The organism is Streptomyces sp. NPDC012769 (genome assembly GCF_042901205.1).
GTDB lineage: Bacteria > Actinomycetota > Actinomycetes > Streptomycetales > Streptomycetaceae > Streptomyces.
Genome location: NZ_JBIBCP010000007.1, coordinates 130,646 through 150,034 on the forward strand (window position 1 = coordinate 130,646; position 19,389 = coordinate 150,034).

16 protein-coding genes are annotated in these 19,389 nt (G+C 71.7%); 3 read left to right on the forward strand and 13 right to left on the reverse strand.

Annotated elements, in window-relative coordinates; genetic code table 11:
- Nucleotides 1-57: 57 nt before the first annotated feature.
- On the forward strand, nucleotides 58-2,229 hold the full coding sequence (locus ACFY7C_RS31790; RefSeq protein ID WP_389657287.1) for an ATP-binding protein: 2,172 nt from the start codon (nucleotides 58-60) through the stop codon (nucleotides 2,227-2,229).
- Nucleotides 2,230-2,263: 34 nt separating this feature from the next.
- On the opposite strand, the gene rpsD is transcribed toward ACFY7C_RS31790, so the two are convergent.
- The 5 genes from rpsD to ACFY7C_RS31815 form a co-directional block, all read right to left on the reverse strand.
- A complete protein-coding gene (gene rpsD, locus ACFY7C_RS31795; RefSeq protein ID WP_389657290.1) occupies nucleotides 2,264-2,878 on the reverse strand; it encodes a 30S ribosomal protein S4 in 615 nt (204 codons plus the stop codon).
- A 356-nt stretch (nucleotides 2,879-3,234) separates the two neighbouring features.
- On the reverse strand, nucleotides 3,235-4,590 hold the full coding sequence (locus ACFY7C_RS31800; protein WP_389657293.1) for a replication-associated recombination protein A: 1,356 nt from the start codon (nucleotides 4,588-4,590) through the stop codon (nucleotides 3,235-3,237).
- 35 nt (nucleotides 4,591-4,625) lie between these two features.
- Nucleotides 4,626-5,252, reverse strand: a complete 627-nt coding sequence (locus tag ACFY7C_RS31805; RefSeq protein ID WP_389657296.1) for a vitamin K epoxide reductase family protein — start codon at nucleotides 5,250-5,252, stop codon at nucleotides 4,626-4,628.
- 140 nt (nucleotides 5,253-5,392) lie between these two features.
- Nucleotides 5,393-6,655, reverse strand: coding sequence for a histidine--tRNA ligase (gene hisS, locus ACFY7C_RS31810; protein ID WP_389657299.1), 1,263 nt, complete (start codon nucleotides 6,653-6,655; stop codon nucleotides 5,393-5,395).
- Between the two features lie 10 nt (nucleotides 6,656-6,665).
- Nucleotides 6,666-7,373, reverse strand: a complete 708-nt coding sequence (locus ACFY7C_RS31815; protein ID WP_389657302.1) for an MBL fold metallo-hydrolase — start codon at nucleotides 7,371-7,373, stop codon at nucleotides 6,666-6,668.
- A gap of 162 nt (nucleotides 7,374-7,535) precedes the next feature.
- Between ACFY7C_RS31815 and ACFY7C_RS31820 the strand changes: the two genes are divergently transcribed.
- Both ACFY7C_RS31820 and ACFY7C_RS31825 read left to right on the forward strand, forming a co-directional pair.
- Complete coding sequence (locus tag ACFY7C_RS31820; protein ID WP_389657305.1) at nucleotides 7,536-8,324, forward strand: peptidylprolyl isomerase; 789 nt, start codon at nucleotides 7,536-7,538, stop codon at nucleotides 8,322-8,324.
- A 209-nt stretch (nucleotides 8,325-8,533) separates the two neighbouring features.
- On the forward strand, nucleotides 8,534-9,763 hold the full coding sequence (locus ACFY7C_RS31825; RefSeq protein WP_389657308.1) for a DUF349 domain-containing protein: 1,230 nt from the start codon (nucleotides 8,534-8,536) through the stop codon (nucleotides 9,761-9,763).
- Nucleotides 9,764-10,064: 301 nt separating this feature from the next.
- Here ACFY7C_RS31825 and ACFY7C_RS31830 read toward each other — a convergent pair whose 3' ends face one another.
- The 8 genes from ACFY7C_RS31830 to ruvC form a co-directional block, all read right to left on the reverse strand.
- Nucleotides 10,065-12,533 (reverse strand): RelA/SpoT family protein, encoded by a 2,469-nt coding sequence (locus tag ACFY7C_RS31830; RefSeq protein WP_389657311.1) that lies wholly within the window; start codon nucleotides 12,531-12,533, stop codon nucleotides 10,065-10,067.
- Nucleotides 12,534-12,769: 236 nt separating this feature from the next.
- Complete coding sequence (locus ACFY7C_RS31835) at nucleotides 12,770-13,321, reverse strand: adenine phosphoribosyltransferase (RefSeq protein ID WP_389657314.1); 552 nt, start codon at nucleotides 13,319-13,321, stop codon at nucleotides 12,770-12,772.
- Nucleotides 13,318-14,394 (reverse strand): protein translocase subunit SecF, encoded by a 1,077-nt coding sequence (gene secF / locus ACFY7C_RS31840; protein WP_389657317.1) that lies wholly within the window; start codon nucleotides 14,392-14,394, stop codon nucleotides 13,318-13,320. The genes ACFY7C_RS31835 and secF overlap by 4 nt, the downstream gene beginning before the upstream one ends.
- Before the next feature lies 1 nt (nucleotide 14,395).
- Entirely contained in the window at nucleotides 14,396-16,168 is a 1,773-nt protein-coding gene (secD, locus tag ACFY7C_RS31845; protein WP_389657320.1) for a protein translocase subunit SecD, read from the reverse strand.
- Nucleotides 16,169-16,316: 148 nt separating this feature from the next.
- Entirely contained in the window at nucleotides 16,317-16,766 is a 450-nt protein-coding gene (gene yajC, locus ACFY7C_RS31850; RefSeq protein WP_389658131.1) for a preprotein translocase subunit YajC, read from the reverse strand.
- Between the two features lie 180 nt (nucleotides 16,767-16,946).
- Entirely contained in the window at nucleotides 16,947-18,038 is a 1,092-nt protein-coding gene (gene ruvB / locus ACFY7C_RS31855; protein ID WP_389657323.1) for a Holliday junction branch migration DNA helicase RuvB, read from the reverse strand.
- A 76-nt stretch (nucleotides 18,039-18,114) separates the two neighbouring features.
- Nucleotides 18,115-18,744: a Holliday junction branch migration protein RuvA gene (gene ruvA / locus ACFY7C_RS31860; protein ID WP_389657326.1), complete on the reverse strand. Its 630-nt coding sequence runs from the start codon at nucleotides 18,742-18,744 to the stop codon at nucleotides 18,115-18,117.
- On the reverse strand, nucleotides 18,741-19,298 hold the full coding sequence (gene ruvC, locus ACFY7C_RS31865) for a crossover junction endodeoxyribonuclease RuvC (protein ID WP_389657329.1): 558 nt from the start codon (nucleotides 19,296-19,298) through the stop codon (nucleotides 18,741-18,743). The genes ruvA and ruvC overlap by 4 nt, the downstream gene beginning before the upstream one ends.
- Nucleotides 19,299-19,389 lie beyond the last annotated feature (91 nt).

Consider the following 19,389-nt stretch of genomic DNA (forward strand, 5'->3'; position numbering starts at 1 on the left):
GGAGTTGTCCGGCGTCGATTGTACGGAGCGCGCGCGGATGAGTACGCTCCGTGTGCCATGCGACGGAGCAATCTCCCTGCGGAGCTGAATCGGTTCGTGGGACGGGCCGCCGAACAGGACGAACTGGCCCGGCTGCTCGGCGAGTTCCGGCTGGTCACGGTCGTCGGGGTGGGCGGGGTCGGCAAGACCCGGCTGGCGCTGCGGGCCGCCGGCGCCTTGCAGAAACGCTACGCCGACGGGGTCCGGCTGGCCGAGCTGTCCTCGCTGCGCGATCCGGAGCTGGTGGCCCATGCCCTGGTCGAGGCGCTCGGACTGACCGACCACACCGTGCGCGGGCCGCGCGAGGTGCTGCTCGATCACCTCGCGGAGCTGCGGCTGCTGCTCGTCGTGGACGGCTTCGAGCACCTGGTGGACGCGTGCGCGGAGCTGCTGCGCGAACTGCTCCTCGGCTGCCCGGGACTGACGGTGCTCGCGGCGGGCCGCCGCCCGCTGCGGGTGGACGGGGAGGCGGTGCTCGGCCTCGCGCCGATGGACGAGGCGGACGCGCTGACGCTGCTGACGGGGCGGGCCCTGGAGGCGGGTGCCGCCGCCGTGGGTGACCGGGGAACGCTGCGGGAGCTGGTCCGGCGTCTGGACGGGATTCCGCTGGCGCTCGAACTGGCGGCGGCGCGGCTGCCGCTGCTGACCCCGGAGCAGGTGCTGCGGCGGCTCGACGACCGCTTCCGGATCCTCGACGGCGGCCGGCGGGGCGCGCTGCCCCGGCACCGGACGCTGCGTACGGCGATCGGCTGGAGCCATGAGCTGTGCACGCCGGAGGAGCGGCTGCTGTGGGCGCGTCTGTCGGTGTTCGCCGGGCCGTTCGACCTGGAGGCGGTGGAGTACGTCTGCGGGGGCCCCGAACTGCCGTCGGACCGGGTGCTCGACGTGCTGGGCGAGCTGCTGGCGCAGTCGCTGGTGGCCAGGGAGGACACGGCCGCCGGGCCGCGCTACCGGATGCTGGACACGGTCGCCGCGTACGGGGCGGAGTGGCTGGCGGCGCTCGGCGACACCGAGCGGATGCGCCGCCGGCACCGGGACTGGTACATGGGACTCGCGACCTGGTGCGAGCTGGAGTGGTTCAGCCCCCGGCAGGCGGAGGTGGCGGCCTGTACGGACGTGGCGCTGCCGAATCTGCGGGCGGCCCTGGAGCTGTGTCTGGAGTCGGCGGAGGAGTCCGCGCTCGCCCAGCACCTGGCGGGGACGCTGTGGTTCTCCTGGGTCGGGTGCGGGCGGCTCTCGGAGGGGCGGCACTGGCTGGACCGGGCGCTCGCCATGCCCGGCGCCGAGGAGGTCGTGCTGCACGAGGACGCGCGGCTGAAGGCGCTGTGGGTGCTGGGCTATGTGGCGATCCTGCAGGGCGATCCGACGGCCGCGGTGGCGGCGCTGCACGAGTGCGGGGAGCGGGCCCGGATCACGGGGAACCCGGTGGCGCGGGCGTACGCGACGCACCGGATGGGCTGTCTGGCGCTGCTGTCGGACGACATGCCGCGGGCCGAGGAGCTGATCGGCGAGGCCCTGGAGACGTACCGGGAGATCGGCGAGCTGAACAGCAACGTGCTGATGGGCCAGGTCGAGCTGGCGATGGCGCGGGCCTTCCAGGGCGATCTGGAGGGTGCGGTGGCCCTGTGCGCGGAGGTGCGCGAGGTCTGTGAGGAGCGGGGCGAGCGCTGGACCCGGGCGTACGCGCTCTATGTGCTCGGCTACGCGGCGCTGACCGGCGGCGACCACGCGGCGGCGCGGGAGCTGCTCGTCGAGTGCGTCGCGATCAACCACGCCTTCCACGATCTGGTGGGCCTGGTCCTGGCGATCGAGCTGCTGGCGCTGGTGACGGCGGCGGAGGGGGACGCGTCGGAGGCCGCGGTGCTGCAGGGCGCGGCCCGGCCCGTGTGGGACTCGGTGGGCGTGCCGGTGTTCGGTTCGGCGTACTTCGACGGGCCGAGGACGCTGTGCGAGCGGCAGCTGCGGGCGGCCCTGGGCCGCGAGGCGTACGGGGCCCGCTATCGGGAGGGCCTGGCCCTGTCGCTGGACGCGGCGGTGGACCGGGCGCTCGCCGAGCGTCGGGCTCCGGCCCTGGGCGGGCACGCGGGGGCACGGGTGCCGCGGCCGCCGCGTACGGGCGGGTCACCGGTCCCGGACACGCGGAAGCCCGCCGGCTCCCCCACCGGTAAGGGCGGGGAAGCGGCGGGCTGAACACCGCGGAGGTGGTACTACGTCCTGACCGGGATCAGCGGGCGTAGTACTCGACGACCAGCTGCTCGTCGCAGATGACCGGGATCTCCTTGCGGTTCGGGTCGCGGTCGAGGCGGAAGGCCAGGGCCTTCAGGTTGACCTGCAGGTAACGCGGGGTCTCACCGTCGGGGGCGAAGCCACCCTCGCGCGCGACCTGGAAGAGGGTCTTGGAGCGGGACTTCTCGCGGACCATCACGACGTCGTCGGGACGGACGCGGAAGGACGGCTTGTCGACCTTCTGGCCGTTGACCTGGATGTGGCCGTGGACGACCATCTGACGGGCCTGGTAGATGGTGCGGGCGATGCCCGAACGCAGGACCAGGGCGTCGAGGCGACGCTCGAGCTCGACGACCAGCGCCTCACCCGTCTTGCCCTCGGCCTTCTTGGCACGGTCGTAGGCGCGGGCCATCTGGCGCTCGCTGATGTCGTACTGGGCGCGCAGACGCTGCTTCTCGAGCAGACGGACCTTGTAGTCCGAGTTCTGCTTGCGGCCACGGCCGTGCTCGCCCGGCGGGTAGGGGCGGGCCTCGAAGTACTTGACGGCCTTCGGCGTCAGCGCGATACCGAGGGCACGCGACTTCTTGACCTTGGGGCGGGACTGGTTCGGCATGAACCAACCTCTCTGTTCTGTACGAATACGGCTTCACCAGTGGTTGAGGAGGTCGCATCCGCAGCCGGGAAACCCCACGGGTCCTCGAGGACCCGCCGGGCAGCCGCTCCCTGGTCTGGGCACGTACGTGCAGCACGCGAACGACCCACCGCCGCTTCCGGAGACCCGGAGGGTGGTGGGTGGCACGCGACACCTTCGAAGGTGCGCGACGCTCCTGGAACTCCGCACGGAGGCGGTGTTCCGGCTGACTGTCCCGCTCTGGTGGCGCCGGCCGGGGCCGGACACGGGACGCAGCTCTCCGCACGAGTGTACCGGTTCGCCGGAGCGGCCGTGCACGGGGCCGGCGGCCCGGGCCGTCAGCCGCCCTCGCCGCGCAGCCGCTCCCGGACCTTCTCCACCACGTCCGCGTAGCGCGCCTCCGCGCCGTACCTCGTCGGCTCGTAGTAGCGCTTGCCGTGGACGGTGTCCGGGGCGTACTGCTGGGGCGCGATGGCGCCCGGGACGTCGTGCGGATACACATAGCCCTGGGCGTGGCCGAGCTTGGCCGCGCCCTTGTAGTGGCCGTCCCGCAGATGGGGCGGGACCGGGCCCGCGAGCCCGTTCCGGACGTCGGCGCGCGCCGCGAAGATCGCGTTCGTCGCCGCGTTGGACTTCGGGGCCAGGGCCAGGGCGATGGTGGCGTGGCTCAGGGTCAGGGCCGCCTCGGGGAAGCCGATCATCGCGACGGCCTGGGCGGCGGCGACGGCCAGCGGCAGTGCGTGGGGGTCGGCCAGGCCGATGTCCTCGCTCGCCGAGATCATCAGCCGCCGGGCGATGAACCGGGGGTCCTCCCCCGCCTCGATCATCCGGGCCAGATAGTGCAGCGCCGCGTCCACGTCCGAGCCGCGGATCGACTTGATGAGGGCGCTCGCCACGTCGTAGTGCTGGTCGCCGTCCCGGTCGTACTTCACGGCCGCGCGGTCGACGGTCTCCTCGACCGTCTCCAGGGTGATCTCCGGCTCAGCCTTGGCGAGGGCCGCGCCCGCCGCCGCCTCCAGGGCGGTCAGGGCGCGCCGGGCGTCGCCGCCGGCGATCCGCAGCAGATGCGCCTCGGCGTCCTCCGGCAGGGTCACCGCGCCGCCGAGTCCCCGCTCCTCCTCCAGCGCCCGGCGCAGCAGCCCGCGCACGTCCTCGTCGGTGAGCGGCTCCAGGGTGAGCAGCAGCGAGCGGGAGAGCAGCGGGGAGATCACCGAGAAGTAGGGGTTCTCGGTGGTGGCGGCGATCAGCGTCACCCAGCGGTTCTCCACGGCCGGGAGGAGGGAGTCCTGCTGGGCCTTGGAGAAGCGGTGGATCTCGTCGAGGAAGAGGACGGTCTCCTTGCCGTAGCCCCCCGCGGCCCGCCGGGCCCCGTCGATGACGGCGCGGACCTCCTTGACGCCCGCGGTGATCGCGGAGAGCTCCACGAAGCGCTTGTCGGTGGCCTTGGACACCACGTAGGCGAGGGTGGTCTTGCCGGTGCCGGGCGGCCCCCACAGGATCACCGAGGACGCGCCCGCCGGGCCGCCGGCCCGGTCGTCGACCAGTCGGCGCAGCGGCGAACCCGGCTTCAGCAGATGGCGCTGGCCGACGACGTCGTCGAGGGTGCGCGGACGCATCCGGACGGCCAGGGGGCTGCTGGTCGGGTCCTTCTCCTGGCGTTCTTCGGCGGCTGCGGTAAAGAGGTCGGGCTCCACGTCATGAAGCCTAAGTCAGAGCACTGACAGTCCCGTCAGCTCGTCCAGAAGTCCCACCAGCGGGTCAGGACCAGCATCCCGATGATGCCGACGTGCAGCGCCGGGAGGACCCAGGTGAACTCGTCGAAGAAGCTGCGCAGGCCGGACGGGGCGGGGATCACGCCGCGGCGGACGTTGTGCGAGGTCGTGTACCAGAACATGACGAGGGTGGCGACCCAGGCGAGGCAGCACCACAGGCACAGCGCGTTGATCTCGTACAGCGACTGGATCATGAGCCAGGTGCAGAAGCCGACGCCGAAGAGCGTGCCGGCGTTGAGGCCGAGCCAGTACCAGCGGCGGTAGCGGGCGCCGGCGAGGAGACCGACGCCGAGGGCGACGACGACGGCGTACGTGACGAGGCCCAGCATCGGGTTCGGGAAGCCGAACGCGGCGGCCTGCTCGCTCTTCATCACGCTGCCGCAGGAGACGATCGGGTTCAGGCTGCAGGCCGGGGTGAAGTTCGGGTCCTCGAGGAGCTTGAACTTGTCGAGCGTGATCACCCAGGAGGCGAGGAGTCCGGCGGCGCCGGTGATCACCAGGATCCAGGCGAAGCCACGGCCGGCGCCGATGGCTCGGGAGTCCTCCCGCTCCGCGGTCCGGTTCGCTGCCGCTGCTTTCGTCATGTCGCTGTGCTCGCTCTTCTCGCTCTGCTCGTCCCCTGACCGGCCACGGTCATTGTGCCGCACAGGGTGGCACGGACGACGTGAGCGGACGGTAAGGGCCCCCGGCCTGCGCCGGGGGCCCTCCTTCGTCGTCGCGCCGGTCAGGCCAGCTTCGCCTTGACCGCCTCGACCAGCGCGTCCAGGGGAACCGCCTGCTGCTCGCCGGACTCCATGTCCTTGAGCTGGACCACGCCCTCGGCGAGGTCGCGCTCGCCGGCGACGACCGCCAGGCGGGCGCCGGAGCGGTTGGCGTCCTTCATCGAGCCCTTCAGGCCCTTGCCACCGAAGGAGAAGTCGGCGGCCACGCCTTCCTTGCGGAGCTCGGTGACCTTGCCGAACAGCACCCGGCGGGCCTCCTCGCCGATCGCGACGGCGAAGACGCTGGTGGTCGCGGGGATGTCCAGCTCCACGCCCTCGGCCTCCAGGGCGAGGACGGTGCGGTCCACGCCGAGCGCCCAGCCGACCGACGGCAGCGCCGGGCCGCCGATCATCTCGGACAGGCCGTCGTAGCGGCCGCCGCCGCCGACCGCGGACTGCGAGCCGAGGCCGTCGTGGACGAACTCGAAGGTGGTGCGGGTGTAGTAGTCCAGACCGCGCACCAGCTTGGGGTCGTCCTCGAAGACCACGCCCGCCGCGCTGATCAGCGCGCGGACCTCCTCGTGGTACGCCTTGCACGCGTCGCACAGGTAGTCGCGCAGCAGCGGGGCCCCGGCCAGCTGCTTCTGCACCGACTCGCGCTTGTCGTCGAGGACGCGCAGCGGGTTGATCTCGGCGCGGCGCAGGGTCTCCTCGTCGAGGTCGAGGCCGCGCAGGAAGCTCTGCAGGGCCTCGCGGTAGACGGGGCGGCACTCCTTGTCGCCGAGCGAGTTCAGCAGGATGCGGAAGTTCCGCAGCCCGAGGGAGCGGTAGGCCTGGTCGGCCAGGATGATCAGCTCGGCGTCGAGCGCCGGGTCCTCGGCGCCGATCGCCTCGGCGCCGACCTGCGAGAAGTGCCTGTACCGGCCCTTCTGCGGGCGCTCGTAGCGGTAGTAGGAGCCCGAGTACCAGAGCTTCACCGGCAGGTTGCCCTGCTTGTGCAGGCTGGCCTCCAGGGCCGCGCGCAGCACGGACGCGGTGCCCTCCGGACGGAGGGCGAGCTTGTCGCCGCCCTTGGTCTCGAAGGCGTACATCTCCTTGGTGACGATGTCGGTGGACTCGCCGACACCGCGGGCGAACAGGTTGACGTCCTCGAAGCCGGGCGTCTCGACGTAGCCGTAGCCGGCCGTCCGCAGCGGGGCGGAGATGGCCTCCCGGACCGCCAGGTACTTCGCCGAGTACGGCGGGATCAGGTCGTAGGTGCCCTTCGGGGCCTTGAAGGTGCTCACGTGGGTCTCGTCACATTCCTCGTCGGGGAGCGTCCGCGCTCCCGAGGCCGGCGGCCACCTGCCGCAGATAGGGGTTGGTGGCGCGCTCCTGGCCGATGGTCGTCTGGGGACCGTGCCCCGACAGCACCACGGTCGAGTTGTCGAGCGGCAGGCACACGCGGGCCAGCGACCGCATCATCTCGTCCATGTCACCGCCGGGCAGGTCGGTGCGTCCGATGGAGCCGGCGAACAGCAGGTCACCGGAGAAGAACACGGAGGGGACCTCCGTGGTCTCCGGCGTCCGGAAGGTCACCGACCCCTTGGTATGACCGGGCGCGTGCGCGACGGAGAACTCCAGTCCGGCGAGCTTCAGCTCGGCGCCGTCGGTGAGCTCGTGCACGTCGTCCGGCTCGCCCACGGTCAGCTCGCCCATGAGGGGCATCCCGATGGAGCGGCCGAGGGCCTTCTCCGGATCGCTCATCATGTACCGGTCGGCGGGGTGGATCCACGCGGGTACGACATGGGCGCCGCAGACCGGGACGACGGAGGCGACGTGGTCGATGTGGCCATGGGTGAGGACCACGGCGACGGGCTTGAGCCGATGCTTCTTCAGCGTCTCCTCGACACCCTGGGCGGCCTGGTGGCCCGGGTCGATGATGACGCACTCCTCGCCTGCGGCGGGGGCGACCACGTAACAGTTGGTGCCCCAGGCTCCGGCGGGGAACCCGGCAATCAGCACGATCGTCCTTATTTGTCGTCCGGCAGAAGGCCGCTGCGGTGCGCTGTGCAGCGGAATGCAGCAGATCAGAGCCTACCGGCGCTGCGTATTCCACAGCCAACCCGTATACGGTACGGGCCATCCGGCCAGGACTGAACAGACGATCGACAAGGAGCGGACCCGGTGGTCACCAGCGATCAGCGGCGGCGGCAGCTCGCCAGAGAGAAGTACCTTCGGCAGCAGCAGCGGCGCGAGGAGGCGCGGCGCAGGTCGCGCCGGAACATCGTCATCGCCTCGACGCTGGCGGTGGTGCTCGCCGCGGGCGGCGCCGTGTGGGCGTCGGTGGCGCTGACCGGCGACGACTCGAAGGGCCCGGACAACGTGGCGTCGAGCCCGTCGGACTCCCCGAGCCCGGAGCAGAGCACGCCCTCGCAGCCCGAGCCGAAGATGGCCATCGACAAGAAGGCCACGTACACGATGGCCCTGAAGACCAACCTCGGGGACATCACCGTCACGATGGACGCGGCGAAGGCCCCGCGGACCGTGAACTCCTTCAAGCACCTCGCCGACAAGAAGTACTTCGACGGCACCAAGTGCCACCGCCTCACCACCTCGGGCATCTTCGTGCTCCAGTGCGGCGACCCGAAGGGCGACGGCACCGGCGGCCCGGGCTACTCCCTCCCGGACGAGAACCTGAACGGCCTGGGCAAGGCCGGGGCGGACGGCTCGGTGACCTATCCGAAGGGCACCGTGGCGATGGCCAACGCCGGTCCGAACACCGGCGGCAGCCAGTTCTTCCTCGTCTACAAGGACACCAAGCTCCCGCCGAGCTACACCCCCTTCGGCACCTTCGACGCGGACGGCCTGAAGCTCGTCGAGGACGTCGCCAAGGCCGGTGTCGCGGGGGGCTCCGGCGACGGGGCGCCGCAGAAGGCGGTCACGATCCAGAAGGCCGCCGTCACCAAGAAGTGACGCGGGGGCGGCCCGGGAGCCGCACCAGCGCGTGACCGCCGAATTTCGGTCGCGCTGAGTGCGGACAGCCGGGCCGCCGTTCGCCTAGATTGGCGTTGTGCAGCGCAGGCCGTCGGCCGCGCTGTGGAGGGCGGGCGAGGCCCGCCGGGAAACCGTGGACGATGCCAGGGGGCCGGGCCCCCGAGTCGGCATCATGTTGAGGAGGCGCTGTGAGCAGCGACCCGTGGGGCCGCGTCGACGAGACGGGCACCGTGTACGTGCGTACGGCCGAGGGCGAGAAGGTCGTCGGTTCGTGGCAGGCCGGCAGCCCCGAGGAGGCGCTGGCCTACTTCGAGCGCAAGTACGAGGGCCTGGTGGTCGAGATCGGCCTCCTCGAGAAGCGGGTGAGGACCACCGACCTCTCGGCGAAGGACGCGCAGGCGGCCATCGAGCACATCCGCCAGCAGGTCGACGAGCACCACGCGGTGGGCGACCTGGCCGCGCTGTCGGCCCGGCTCGACAAGCTGACCGAGACGGTGGAGTCGCGCCGCGAGGAGCGCAAGGCCCAGAAGGCGAAGCAGGCCGACGAGGCGCGGGCCGCCAAGGAGGCGCTGGTCACCGAGGCCGAGGAGCTGGCGCAGAGCGAGCAGTGGCGCGCCGCGGGCGAGCGGCTGCGGGCGCTCGTGGACACCTGGAAGGGCCTGCCGAGGCTCGACCGGAAGTCCGACGACGAGCTGTGGCACCGCTTCTCGCACGCCCGCTCGGCCTTCTCCAAGCGCCGCAAGGCCCACTTCGCGGCGCTGGACGCGCAGCGCGAGGAGGCCCGCAAGACGAAGGAGAAGCTGGTCGCCGAGGCCGAGGCGCTGTCGAATTCGACCGACTGGGGTGCGACGGCCGCCCGCTACCGCGAGCTGATGGCGGACTGGAAGGCGGCGGGCCGGGCCCAGCGCGAGCACGAGGACGAGCTGTGGAACCGCTTCCGCGGCGCCCAGGACGTCTTCTTCGCGGCGCGCGGCGAGGTCTTCGCCGAGCGTGACGCCGAGCAGACCGAGAACCTCAAGCTGAAGGAGGAGCTCGCGGCCGAGGCGGAGAAGCTGGTGCCGGTGACGGAGCTGAAGGCGGCCCGCGCCGCGTTCCGCTCCATCAACGAGCGCTGGGAGGCCATCGGCCACGTGCCGCGCGACGCCCGCCCGAAGGTCGAGGGCCGGATGCACGCGGTCGAGCGCGCGATCCAGGAGGCCGAGGAGGCCGAGTGGCGCCGCACCAACCCGGAGGCGCGGGCGCGTGCCGCGGGTCTGACGGGCCAGCTCCAGGACGCGGTCGACAAGCTGCAGAAGCAGATCGACACGGCCCGCGCGGCGGGCAACGACGCCAAGGCCGACAAGCTCGCCAAGGAGCTCGAGGGCCGTCAGGCGCTGCTCGACCAGGCCCTGAAGGGCCTGCAGGAGTTCGGCGGCTGATCCCGCCCGGCTGACACGAGGAGGGCCCCCGGCAGACGCGCCGGGGGCCCTTCTCGTACGTACCGGGGGCGTACGGCCTAGGGGGTGTCTTGTCGATCAGGCCGGATCAGGGAGCGGCGTCTGATGCCTGGGGTCTCCCCAGGCCCGCAGGGCCTAGGGGACGGATCGCAAGGCGGAGGAGGGAGTCCATACGGTGGGGGCCCCTCCCAGGCGAAGCTCTGGGGGACATCGGCGACCGACGACAACGCAGCGAGGCGCGGTGCCAGACGCCGCGAGCCCGGCAAGATCGGCGAGACACCCCCTAGGGGCGCCGGGCGCTGGTCACGCGGTAGACGTCGTAGACGCCCTCCACGCCCCGCACGGCCTTCAGGACGTGGCCGAGGTGCTTGGGGTCGCCCATCTCGAAGGTGAAGCGGGAGGTGGCCACCCGGTCGCGGGAGGTCTGCACCGCCGCCGACAGGATGTTGACGTGCTGGTCCGAGAGGACCCGGGTGACGTCGGAGAGCAGTCGGGAGCGGTCCAGGGCCTCGACCTGGATGGCGACGAGGAACACCGAGGACTGGGTGGGCGCCCACTCGACGTCGAGGATCCGCTCGGGCTCCCGGGACAGCGAGTCGACGTTGACGCAGTCGCTGCGGTGCACCGAGACGCCGCTGCCGCGGGTGACGAAGCCGATGATCGGGTCGCCGGGCACCGGGGTGCAGCAGCGGGCCAGCTTGACCCAGACGTCCTCGACGCCCTTGACGACCACGCCCGGGTCGGCGCTGGAGCGGCGCTTGGACCGGCCGCGCGAGGGCGGGGCGGTCTCGGCGATGTCCTCGGTGGCGGCCTCCTCGCCGCCGAGGGCCTGCACCAGCTTCTGGACGATGGACTGGGCGGTGACGTGGCCCTCGCCGATCGCCGCGTACAGCGAGGAGATGTCGCTGTAGCGCATCTCGTGGGCGAGGGTGACCAGCGAGTCGCCGGTGAGGATCCGCTGGATCGGCAGGTTCTGCTTGCGCATGGCCCGCGCGATGGCGTCCTTGCCGTGCTCGATGGCCTCGTCGCGGCGCTCCTTGGAGAACCAGGCGCGGATCTTGTTGCGGGCGCGCGGGGACTTGACGAAGCCCAGCCAGTCCCGGGAGGGTCCGGCGCCGGCGGCCTTGGAGGTGAAGACCTCGACGAGGTCGCCGTTGTCGAGGGTCGACTCCAGCGGGACGAGCCGGCCGTTGACCCGGGCGCCTATGGTGCGGTGGCCGACCTCGGTGTGCACGGCGTAGGCGAAGTCGACGGGGGTGGCGCCGGCGGGCAGCGCTATGACGTCGCCCTTGGGGGTGAAGACGAAGACCTCGTTGCGGGAGAGGTCGAAGCGCAGCGACTCCAGGAACTCCGAGGGGTCCTCGGTCTCCTTCTGCCAGTCGAGCAGCTGGCGCAGCCACGCCATGTCGTTGAGGTGGTCGTCCTTGCCGCCGACCTTCTTCGGCACGTCGGCACGGACCTTGGAGGCGCCGGCGACGGCCTCCTGCTTGTACTTCCAGTGCGCGGCGATGCCGTACTCGGCGCGGCGGTGCATGTCGAAGGTGCGGATCTGCAGCTCGACCGGCTTGCCGTTGGGTCCGATGACCGTCGTGTGCAGCGACTGGTACATGTTGAACTTCGGCATCGCGATGTAGTCCTTGAACCGGCCGGGGACCGGGTTCCATCGCGCGTGGACGGTGCCGAGGGCCGCGTAGCAGTCGCGGACGGTGTCCACGAGCACGCGGATGCCGACCAGGTCGTAGATCTCCGCGAAGTCACGGCCGCGGACGATCATCTTCTGGTAGACGCTGTAGTAGTGCTTGGGGCGTCCGGTGACGGTGGCCTTGATGCGGGCGGCCCGCAGGTCGGCCTGGACCTCGTCGGTCACTATGGCGAGGTACTCGTCGCGCTTGGGGGCGCGCTCGGCGACGAGCCGGACGATCTCGTCGTACATCTTGGGGTAGAGGATCGCGAAGGCGAGGTCCTCCAGCTCCCACTTGATGGTGTTCATGCCCAGCCGGTGCGCCAGCGGGGCGTAGATCTCCAGGGTCTCGCGGGCCTTCTTCTCCTGCTTCTCCCGCTTGAGATAGCGCATGGTGCGCATGTTGTGCAGGCGGTCGGCGAGCTTGATGACGAGGACCCGGGGGTCCTTGGCCATGGCGACGACCATCTTGCGGACGGTCTCGGCCTGCGCGGCCTCGCCGAACCTGACCTTGTCGAGCTTGGTGACGCCGTCGACGAGCAGCGTGACCTGGTCGCCGAAGTCGCGGCGCAGGTCCTCCAGGCCGTACTCGGTGTCCTCGACGGTGTCGTGCAGGAGCCCTGCCATCAGCGTCGCCGGGTCCATGCCGAGCTCGGCGAGGATGGTGGTGACGGCGAGCGGGTGCGTGATGTACGGGTCGCCGCTCTTGCGCTTCTGGCCGCGGTGCCAGCGCTCGGCGACCTGGTAGGCCCGCTCGATCTGGCGGAGCGTCGCCGTCTCGATCTTCGGGTCGTTGGAGCGGACGATCCGCAGCAGCGGTTCGAGGACCGGGTTGTACGGGGAGGAGCGCTGGACGCCCAGGCGGGCGAGCCGGGCGCGGACGCGGCTGGAGGATCCGCCGGAGCGGGCGGACGGGGCCGGAGCGGGCCGGGCGGACGGGGCCGGTGCGGGTGCCGCGGGCCTGGGCCGGGTCTCCGCGGGCGGGTTCTGGGGCGCGGCGGGGCCCGTCGCGGCCTTCTCGGCCTTCGGATCGGGCTGCGCGGCGGAGAGTGGCTGGGCCTCGTCTGGCAAGAGCGCTCCTATGGGGTACCCCCGGACGGAGTCGGGGGGAGTTTCCGGGTCCCCCGGTCAGGCCCGGAAAGGCCATCGTATCGACCTGGAAGCGCCTGTGCTCACGTGCCTGGGGGCTGAGACGCCGCCGGTGCGCGCACGGTGCTTCGCCGGGTCCCCGTTCCGGGGTCTGTCCGGAAAACGACGGGGGCGGTCCGGGGAATTCCCCGGACCGCCCCCGTACGGGACCGACGGTGTCAGACGGTGATGAGCGCGGTGAGCGGGGCGCCGCCGAGGGCGGGCTCCAGCCGGGCCCGGCCCGGCAGGAAGCCGAGCTCCATCAGCACGGCGACCCCGGCGACCTCGGCCCCGGCGCGCCGGATGAGCTCGATGGAGGCCTCGGCCGTGCCGCCGGTGGCGAGGACATCGTCGATGACCATGACGCGGTCGCCCGCGGCGAGGTCCTCGGCGTGCACCTCGATCTCGGCGGTGCCGTACTCCAGCTCGTAGGCCTGCCGCAGCGTGGCCCCGGGCAGCTTCCCGGCCTTGCGGACCGGAATGAAGCCGAGGCCGGCGCGGACGGCGACCGGCGCGGCCAGGATGAAGCCGCGGGCCTCCAGGCCGACGATCTTCGTGGCGCCCTGCTCGGCGCAGAGCGCGGCGAGGGCGTCGGTGAGCGCGGTGAACGCCTCCGGGTCCGCGAGCAGCGGGGTGATGTCCTTGAACAGCACTCCCGGCTTCGGGTAGTCGGGGACGTCCCGGATGCGGCTGAGCAGCAGCTCGGTGGTGCTCTGCGTCCCGGCCGTCATCCGTGCCGCTCCGAGGAGCGGCCGCGGCGGCCCTGACCGACGACGGCGGCCTCGCCGGCGAGGGCCTCCTCCTGGAAGTCGGCGTCGGACTCGCCCCGGTCGGCCGCGGCGGACCGCCTGGCGAGGACCTTCTTCCGCAGGTTCTTCATGGCCGGCTCGCGCTCCTTGAGGTCGGCGACGAGCGGGGTGGCGATGAAGATCGAGGAGTACGCACCGGCGGCGAGACCCACGAACAGCGACAGCGAGATGTCGTTCAGCATGCCGGCGCCGAGGACGCCGCCACCGATGAAGAGCAGGCCGGCGACCGGCAGCAGGGCGACGACGGTGGTGTTGATCGAGCGGACCAGGGTGCCGTTGATCGAGCGGTTCGCCATGTCGCTGTAGGTGAAGCGGGTCTGCTTGGTGATGTCCTTCGTCTGCTCCTTGAGGGAGTCGAAGACGACGACGGTGTCGTACAGCGAATAGCCGAGGATCGTCAGCAGACCGATGACCGTACCGACCGTGACCTCGAAGCCGACGAGCGTGTAGATGCCGACGGTGATGGTCAGGTCGTGGATCAGGGCGATGAGCGCCGCGACCGCCATTCTCCATTCGAAGGCGATGGCCAGGTAGATCACCACGAGGATCATGAAGACCGCGAGACCGGTCCATGCCTTGTTGGCGATCTGCTCGCCCCAGCTGGGGCCGACCAGCTCCGCCGCGATCTTGTTCTCGGGGATGTTCAGGTCCTTGGCGAGCTCGGCGCGGACCTGGTCGGACTTCTGGGTGTCGAGCCCGCCGACCTGGATGCGCAGCGCTCCGCTGCCGAGCTTCTGGACCAGCGCCTCGTGGCCGGAGGCCTCTTCCGCGTACTCCTGGGCCTGGGAGACCGAGACCTCGGACTTCGGCGTCGTGAAGACGGCACCGCCCTGGAACTCGATGCCCATGTTCAGGCCGCGGACGGCCAGCGCCACGATCGCCGTGATGGTGATCAGGATGGAGACGCTGTACCAGAGCTTGCGGTTGCCGATGAAGTCGTAGGCGACCTCACCGCGGTTGAGTCGGGCGCCGAGACTGTCGCGCTTCTTCGCCATCTCACGCCTCCTTCGGGGAGTCGACGGGGCCGGCGGCGGTGGCACGGCGGGAGCGGCGCAGCGGCGGCTTGGCGCCGAGGCGCTTCGGGTCGAGGCCGGACCAGGCGTGGCCTTCGCCGTAGAACTTGGTCCTGGCGAGCAGCGTCATCAGCGGCTTGGTGAAGAGGAACACCACGACCACGTCGAGCAGGGTGGTCAGACCGAGGGTGAAGGCGAAGCCCTGGACCTTGCCGACGGTGACGACGAAGAGGACGGCGGCGGCGAGGAACGACACGAAGTCGGAGACGAGGATCGTGCGGCGGGCGCGCGGCCAGGCGCGCTCGACGGCCGGTCGCAGCGTCCGGCCCTCGCGGACCTCGTCGCGGACACGTTCGAAGTAGACGATGAACGAGTCCGCGGTGATGCCGATGGCGACGATGGCGCCGCAGACGGCCGGCAGGTTCAGCGCGAAGCCGATGGCCGGACCGAGCAGCGACATGATCACGTACGTGAGGAGGGCCGAGGCCGCCAGGCTGAGCAGGGCGATCAGCGACAGGCCGCGGTAGTAGACGACCAGGTACAGCACGACGAGCCCGAGACCGATGGCGCCGGCGATCAGACCGGCCTCCAGCTGCTCGCTGCCGAGGGCGGCGGTGACGGTGTCGACGCTCTGGGTCTCGAAGGCGAGCGGCAGGGCGCCGTAGGACAGGATGTTGCCGAGGTCCTGGGCGGTCTGCTGGTTGAAGCTGCCGGAGATCTCGGCGCTGGCGCTCAGCGTCTGGCGCACGGAGGGTGCCGAGACGACCTGACCGTCGAGGACGATCGCGAAGCGGTTCTGCGGGTCGGTCTGCTGCGAGAGCTTGCTGGTGATCGACTGGAACTTCTTCGAGCCCGCGCTCGTGAAGTCCATGGTCACGATCCACATGCCGCGCTGCTGGTCGAAGACGCCCTTGGCCTCGTCGACGTCCTTGCCGTCGACCTCGGCCGGGCCGAGCAGGTACTTCGACCACTGGCCGGGAGCGTCCTCACCGCACGCCACGGTCGACTCGGTGGGCTTGGCGCCCTTGCCGGCGGACGCCTGCTGCTTGGGGTCGAGGCAGTTCAGGGTGGCGAACTTCTGCTCGAGCGCCGCCGTGCCCGGGTCGGGGGTCTGGCTCGCCCCGGGTGTCGCCGGGGCCTTGGGGCTCTCCGAGGTCTTGGGGCTCGCGGAGCCCGTGGGCGTGGGGCTCGGGGCCTTGAGGGCCTCGGTGAGCGCACGGCCCTGCGTGGAGGCGGTGGCCGTCGGCGTGGCCGACTTCCCGCCCTGCGGCTTGCCGGAGGCGGTGGGCGTCGGCGGGGTCGACGGGGTGCCGGAGGGCTTGGCACTCGGCACCGGCTGCGGCGTGGCGGCTGCGACGGCGATCACGGGGCGGAAGTACAGCTGGGCGGTGGTACCGACCTGCTCCCGGGCCTGCTTCTCGTTCGTCCCGCGAGGGATGTTCACGATGATGTTCTCGCGGCCCTGCGTCTGGACCTCGGCCTCGGAGACGCCGAGACCGTTGACACGGCGGTCGATGATGCCGACCGCGGTGTTCATGTTGGTCTCGTTGATCGCCGATTCCTGGCCGGGCTCAGCCGTGGCCTTGAGCGTGATCGACGTTCCGCCGGCGAGGTCGATGCCCAGGCGCGGGGTGGTGTGCCCCGACCAGAACATGCCGCCGGTGAGCGCGACCATGGCGATCAGAATGAGTGCCAGGGCGCGGCCCGGCCGGCCCTGGCCCCCCGCCGGCCTTCGGCCCTTCTTCGGTGCTGCCACCTTGTCGTTTCTCCCTGTCCAAACCGCCGCGCGCCGGGTGGGCGCGAGACGGCCACGAAGTGTGTGTGGGGACCTGCCCCCGCGGTCGAAACCGTCGCCGGAGCCGCGCGCACGCCGGGTGGGCGTGACGCGCGGCTCCGGCCGCGAACTACTTCGCCTCGGTCTCGCCGTCGGCCTTGCCGTCGGCCTTGCCGTCCTTGTCGCCCTCGTCGGCGTCCGTCTTCTTGGTGAGGTCGGCCTTGGCGGTCTCGCCGGGCTCGTCGGCCTCGTCGGCCTTCTCGGCGGCCTCGGTCAGCGAGGAGGCGTCGTCCGGGACGACGGTGTCGTCGTCGCCGTGGACGATGCGGTTGTACTCGCTGTCCTCGAGGACGGCGCCGATGGCGTTCTTCGCGTAGACCGCGTGGACGCCGGGAGCGACCTCGAGGAGGACGGTCTCGTCGCCGACCTCCTTGACGGTGGCGTACATCCCCCCGATGGTTCGTACGCCGGAGCCGGGCTGCATCTGGTTGCGCATCTCCGCCGCCTGCTGCTGCTTCTTCTTGGCAGAACGGGTCATGAGGAACATGGCCCCGATGAGCACGATGAACGGGAGGAGCATGCCGATGTTATTCACGGGACGGAATTTCCTTCGCAAGGCCGGGGAAGACTCCGCGGCCTGATTCGGGGGTGGGTGCGCCGACCACAAGGAGCGGCATCGGCGGAGTCTAGGCGAGTCCGCATCGATGGAACAACGCCCAGCATCGCACCCCGGTTCCCGAACGGGCGAGTCTCCGCGCCGTCACGCCCCGAAGAGCCCCTGTTGTCCCTTTCCCGCTCCGTTCCCCGCGCCTCCCGGGCCCGCTGCCTGCGGCGGAACCAGTCCGAGGTGCGTCCATGCCGCGGGAGTGGCGACCCGGCCACGGGGCGTGCGGGCGAGCAGTCCCTCCCGTACGAGGAAGGGCTCGGCGACCTCCTCGACGGTCTCGCGCTCCTCCCCGACCGCGACCGCGAGGGTGGACAGGCCGACGGGTCCGCCGCCGAAGAGCTTCAGCAGGGCCTCAAGGACCGCCCGGTCGAGGCGGTCGAGGCCGCGGCTGTCGACCTCGTAGACGGCGAGGGCGGCGGCGGCGATCTCCCGGTCGATCACCCCGTCGGCCCTGACCTGGGCGTAGTCGCGGACGCGGCGCAGCAGGCGGTTGGCGATGCGAGGGGTGCCGCGGGAGCGGCCGGCGATCTCGGCGGCGCCGGCGGTGTCGATCTCGACGTCCAGGAGCCCGGCGGAGCGGCGCACGACCCGCTCCAGCTCGTGGGGCTCGTAGAACTCCATGTGGGCGGTGAAGCCGAAGCGGTCGCGCAGCGGTGGCGGCAGCAGACCGGCCCGGGTGGTGGCGCCGACCAGAGTGAAGGGGGGCAGGTCCAGCGGGATGGCGGTGGCGCCGGGGCCCTTGCCGACGATCACGTCGACGCGGAAGTCCTCCATCGCCATGTAGAGCATCTCCTCGGCGGGCCGTGACATCCGGTGGATCTCGTCGAGGAAGAGGATCTCGCCCTCCTGGAGGGAGGACAGGATGGCGGCGAGGTCGCCGGCGTGCTGGATGGCGGGCCCGCTGGTGATCCTGATCGGGGCGTTCATCTCCGCCGCGATGATCATCGACAGGGTCGTCTTGCCGAGGCCGGGGGCGCCGGAGAGCAGGACGTGGTCGGCGGTGGCTCCGCGCTGGCGGGCGGCCTTGAGCACCAGGTCGAGCTGCTGGCGGACCTTCTCCTGACCGACGAACTCGCTGAGGTCCTTGGGGCGCAGCGCGGCCTCGACGGCCTGGTCGTCGCCCTCGGCGGAGGCGCCGACGAGGCGCGCGTCCGGCTCGGCGGTGCTGTCGTCGTCCCAGTTCACGGTGGAGTCTGCCTTCTGGTGGAGTGCGGTGCGGGTGGGCGGGGCGGGCCCCCGGGCCCCGTACGGCCTGCGGCCGTCAGCGGGCGCGGTTCAGGGTCTGCAGGGCGGCTCGCAGGAGCTGCGGGACCGGGGCCGAGCCGTCGGCGGCGATCGCGGCCTCGGCCTGCGGGGTGACGGCGGCGACGGCCTCGTCGGCCTCGCGGCTCGCGTAGCCGAGGCCGATGAGCGCGGCCGCGAGCTGCTCGGTCCAGGGGGCCGGGCCCGTGGCCCCGCGCTGCTGGCCGACCAGGCCGCTGCTGCCGAGCGGGGCTCCGAGCTTGTCCTTCAGTTCGAGCAGGAGCTTCTGGGCGCCCTTCTTGCCGATGCCGGGCACGGCGGTGAGGGCCTTCTCGTCGCCGGTGGAGACGGCGAGGCGCAGGGCGTCCGGGCTGTGCACGCCGAGCATGGCCTGGGCGAGCCGGGGGCCGACGCCGCTGGCGGTCTGGAGCAGCTCGAAGACCTGGCGCTCGTCGTCGTCCGCGAAGCCGTACAGGGTCAGCGAGTCCTCCCGGACGACCAGGGAGGTGGCCAGCCGGGCGTGCTCCCCGACGCGGAGGCCGGCGATGGTGTTCGGGGCGCACTGGACGGCCATGCCGACGCCGCCTACCTCGACGACGGCGGTCGTGGGGGCGAGGGCGGCCACCGGGCCGCTGACGAAGGCGATCATGACGGGCGGCCTTTCGAGGCGTGCAGGGCGACGGCCTGCTGGAGACGGTTCTGGGCGACGGCCTGCTGGAGACGGTTCTGCGCGGGGGCGCGCCAGATGTGACAGATGGCGAGGGCGAGGGCGTCGGCGGCGTCGGCCGGCTTCGGCGGGGCGGAGAGCCGCAGCAGTCGGGTGACCATGGCGCCGACCTGTGCCTTGTCGGCGCGTCCGCTGCCGGTGACGGCGGCCTTGACCTCGCTGGGGGTGTGCAGGGCGACGGGCAGTCCGCGGCGGGCGGCGCACAGCATGGCGACGGCGCTGGCCTGGGCGGTGCCCATCACCGTCCGCACGTTGTGCTGGCTGAACACCCGCTCCACGGCGACCAGTTCTGGCTGGAAGCGGTCGATCCACTCCTCTATGCCCTGCTCGATGCCGACCAGCCGGGGACCGATGTCCGCGTCCGCCGGGGTCCGCACGACACCGACGCCGAGCATCGTCAACGGCCTTCCGGCCACGCCCTCGACGACGCCGATGCCGCACCGGGTGAGCCCCGGGTCCACCCCGAGTACGCGCACGCCGCCCCCTCCTGTCCCGCACCGATCGCAAGCCTGTTTGTGCAGGCTATCGGCTGCCACTGACAACGCAGCGGGCCGACGGGGTGTGTCC

Bases quoted from the DNA above. Each gene is read 5' to 3' on its own strand.
- ACFY7C_RS31790 (WP_389657287.1), top strand. From the start codon at position 58: ATGCGACGGAGCAATCTCCCTGCGGAGCTGAATCGGTTCGTGGGACGG.
- rpsD (WP_389657290.1), bottom strand. From the start codon at position 2,878: ATGCCGAACCAGTCCCGCCCCAAGGTCAAGAAGTCGCGTGCCCTCGGT.
- ACFY7C_RS31805 (WP_389657296.1), bottom strand. From the start codon at position 5,252: ATGACGAAAGCAGCGGCAGCGAACCGGACCGCGGAGCGGGAGGACTCC.
- ACFY7C_RS31835 (WP_389657314.1), bottom strand. From the start codon at position 13,321: ATGACGGCCGGGACGCAGAGCACCACCGAGCTGCTGCTCAGCCGCATC.
- secF (WP_389657317.1), bottom strand. From the start codon at position 14,394: ATGGCGAAGAAGCGCGACAGTCTCGGCGCCCGACTCAACCGCGGTGAG.
- yajC (WP_389658131.1), bottom strand. From the start codon at position 16,766: ATGCTCCTCCCGTTCATCGTGCTCATCGGGGCCATGTTCCTCATGACC.
- ruvA (WP_389657326.1), bottom strand. From the start codon at position 18,744: ATGATCGCCTTCGTCAGCGGCCCGGTGGCCGCCCTCGCCCCCACGACC.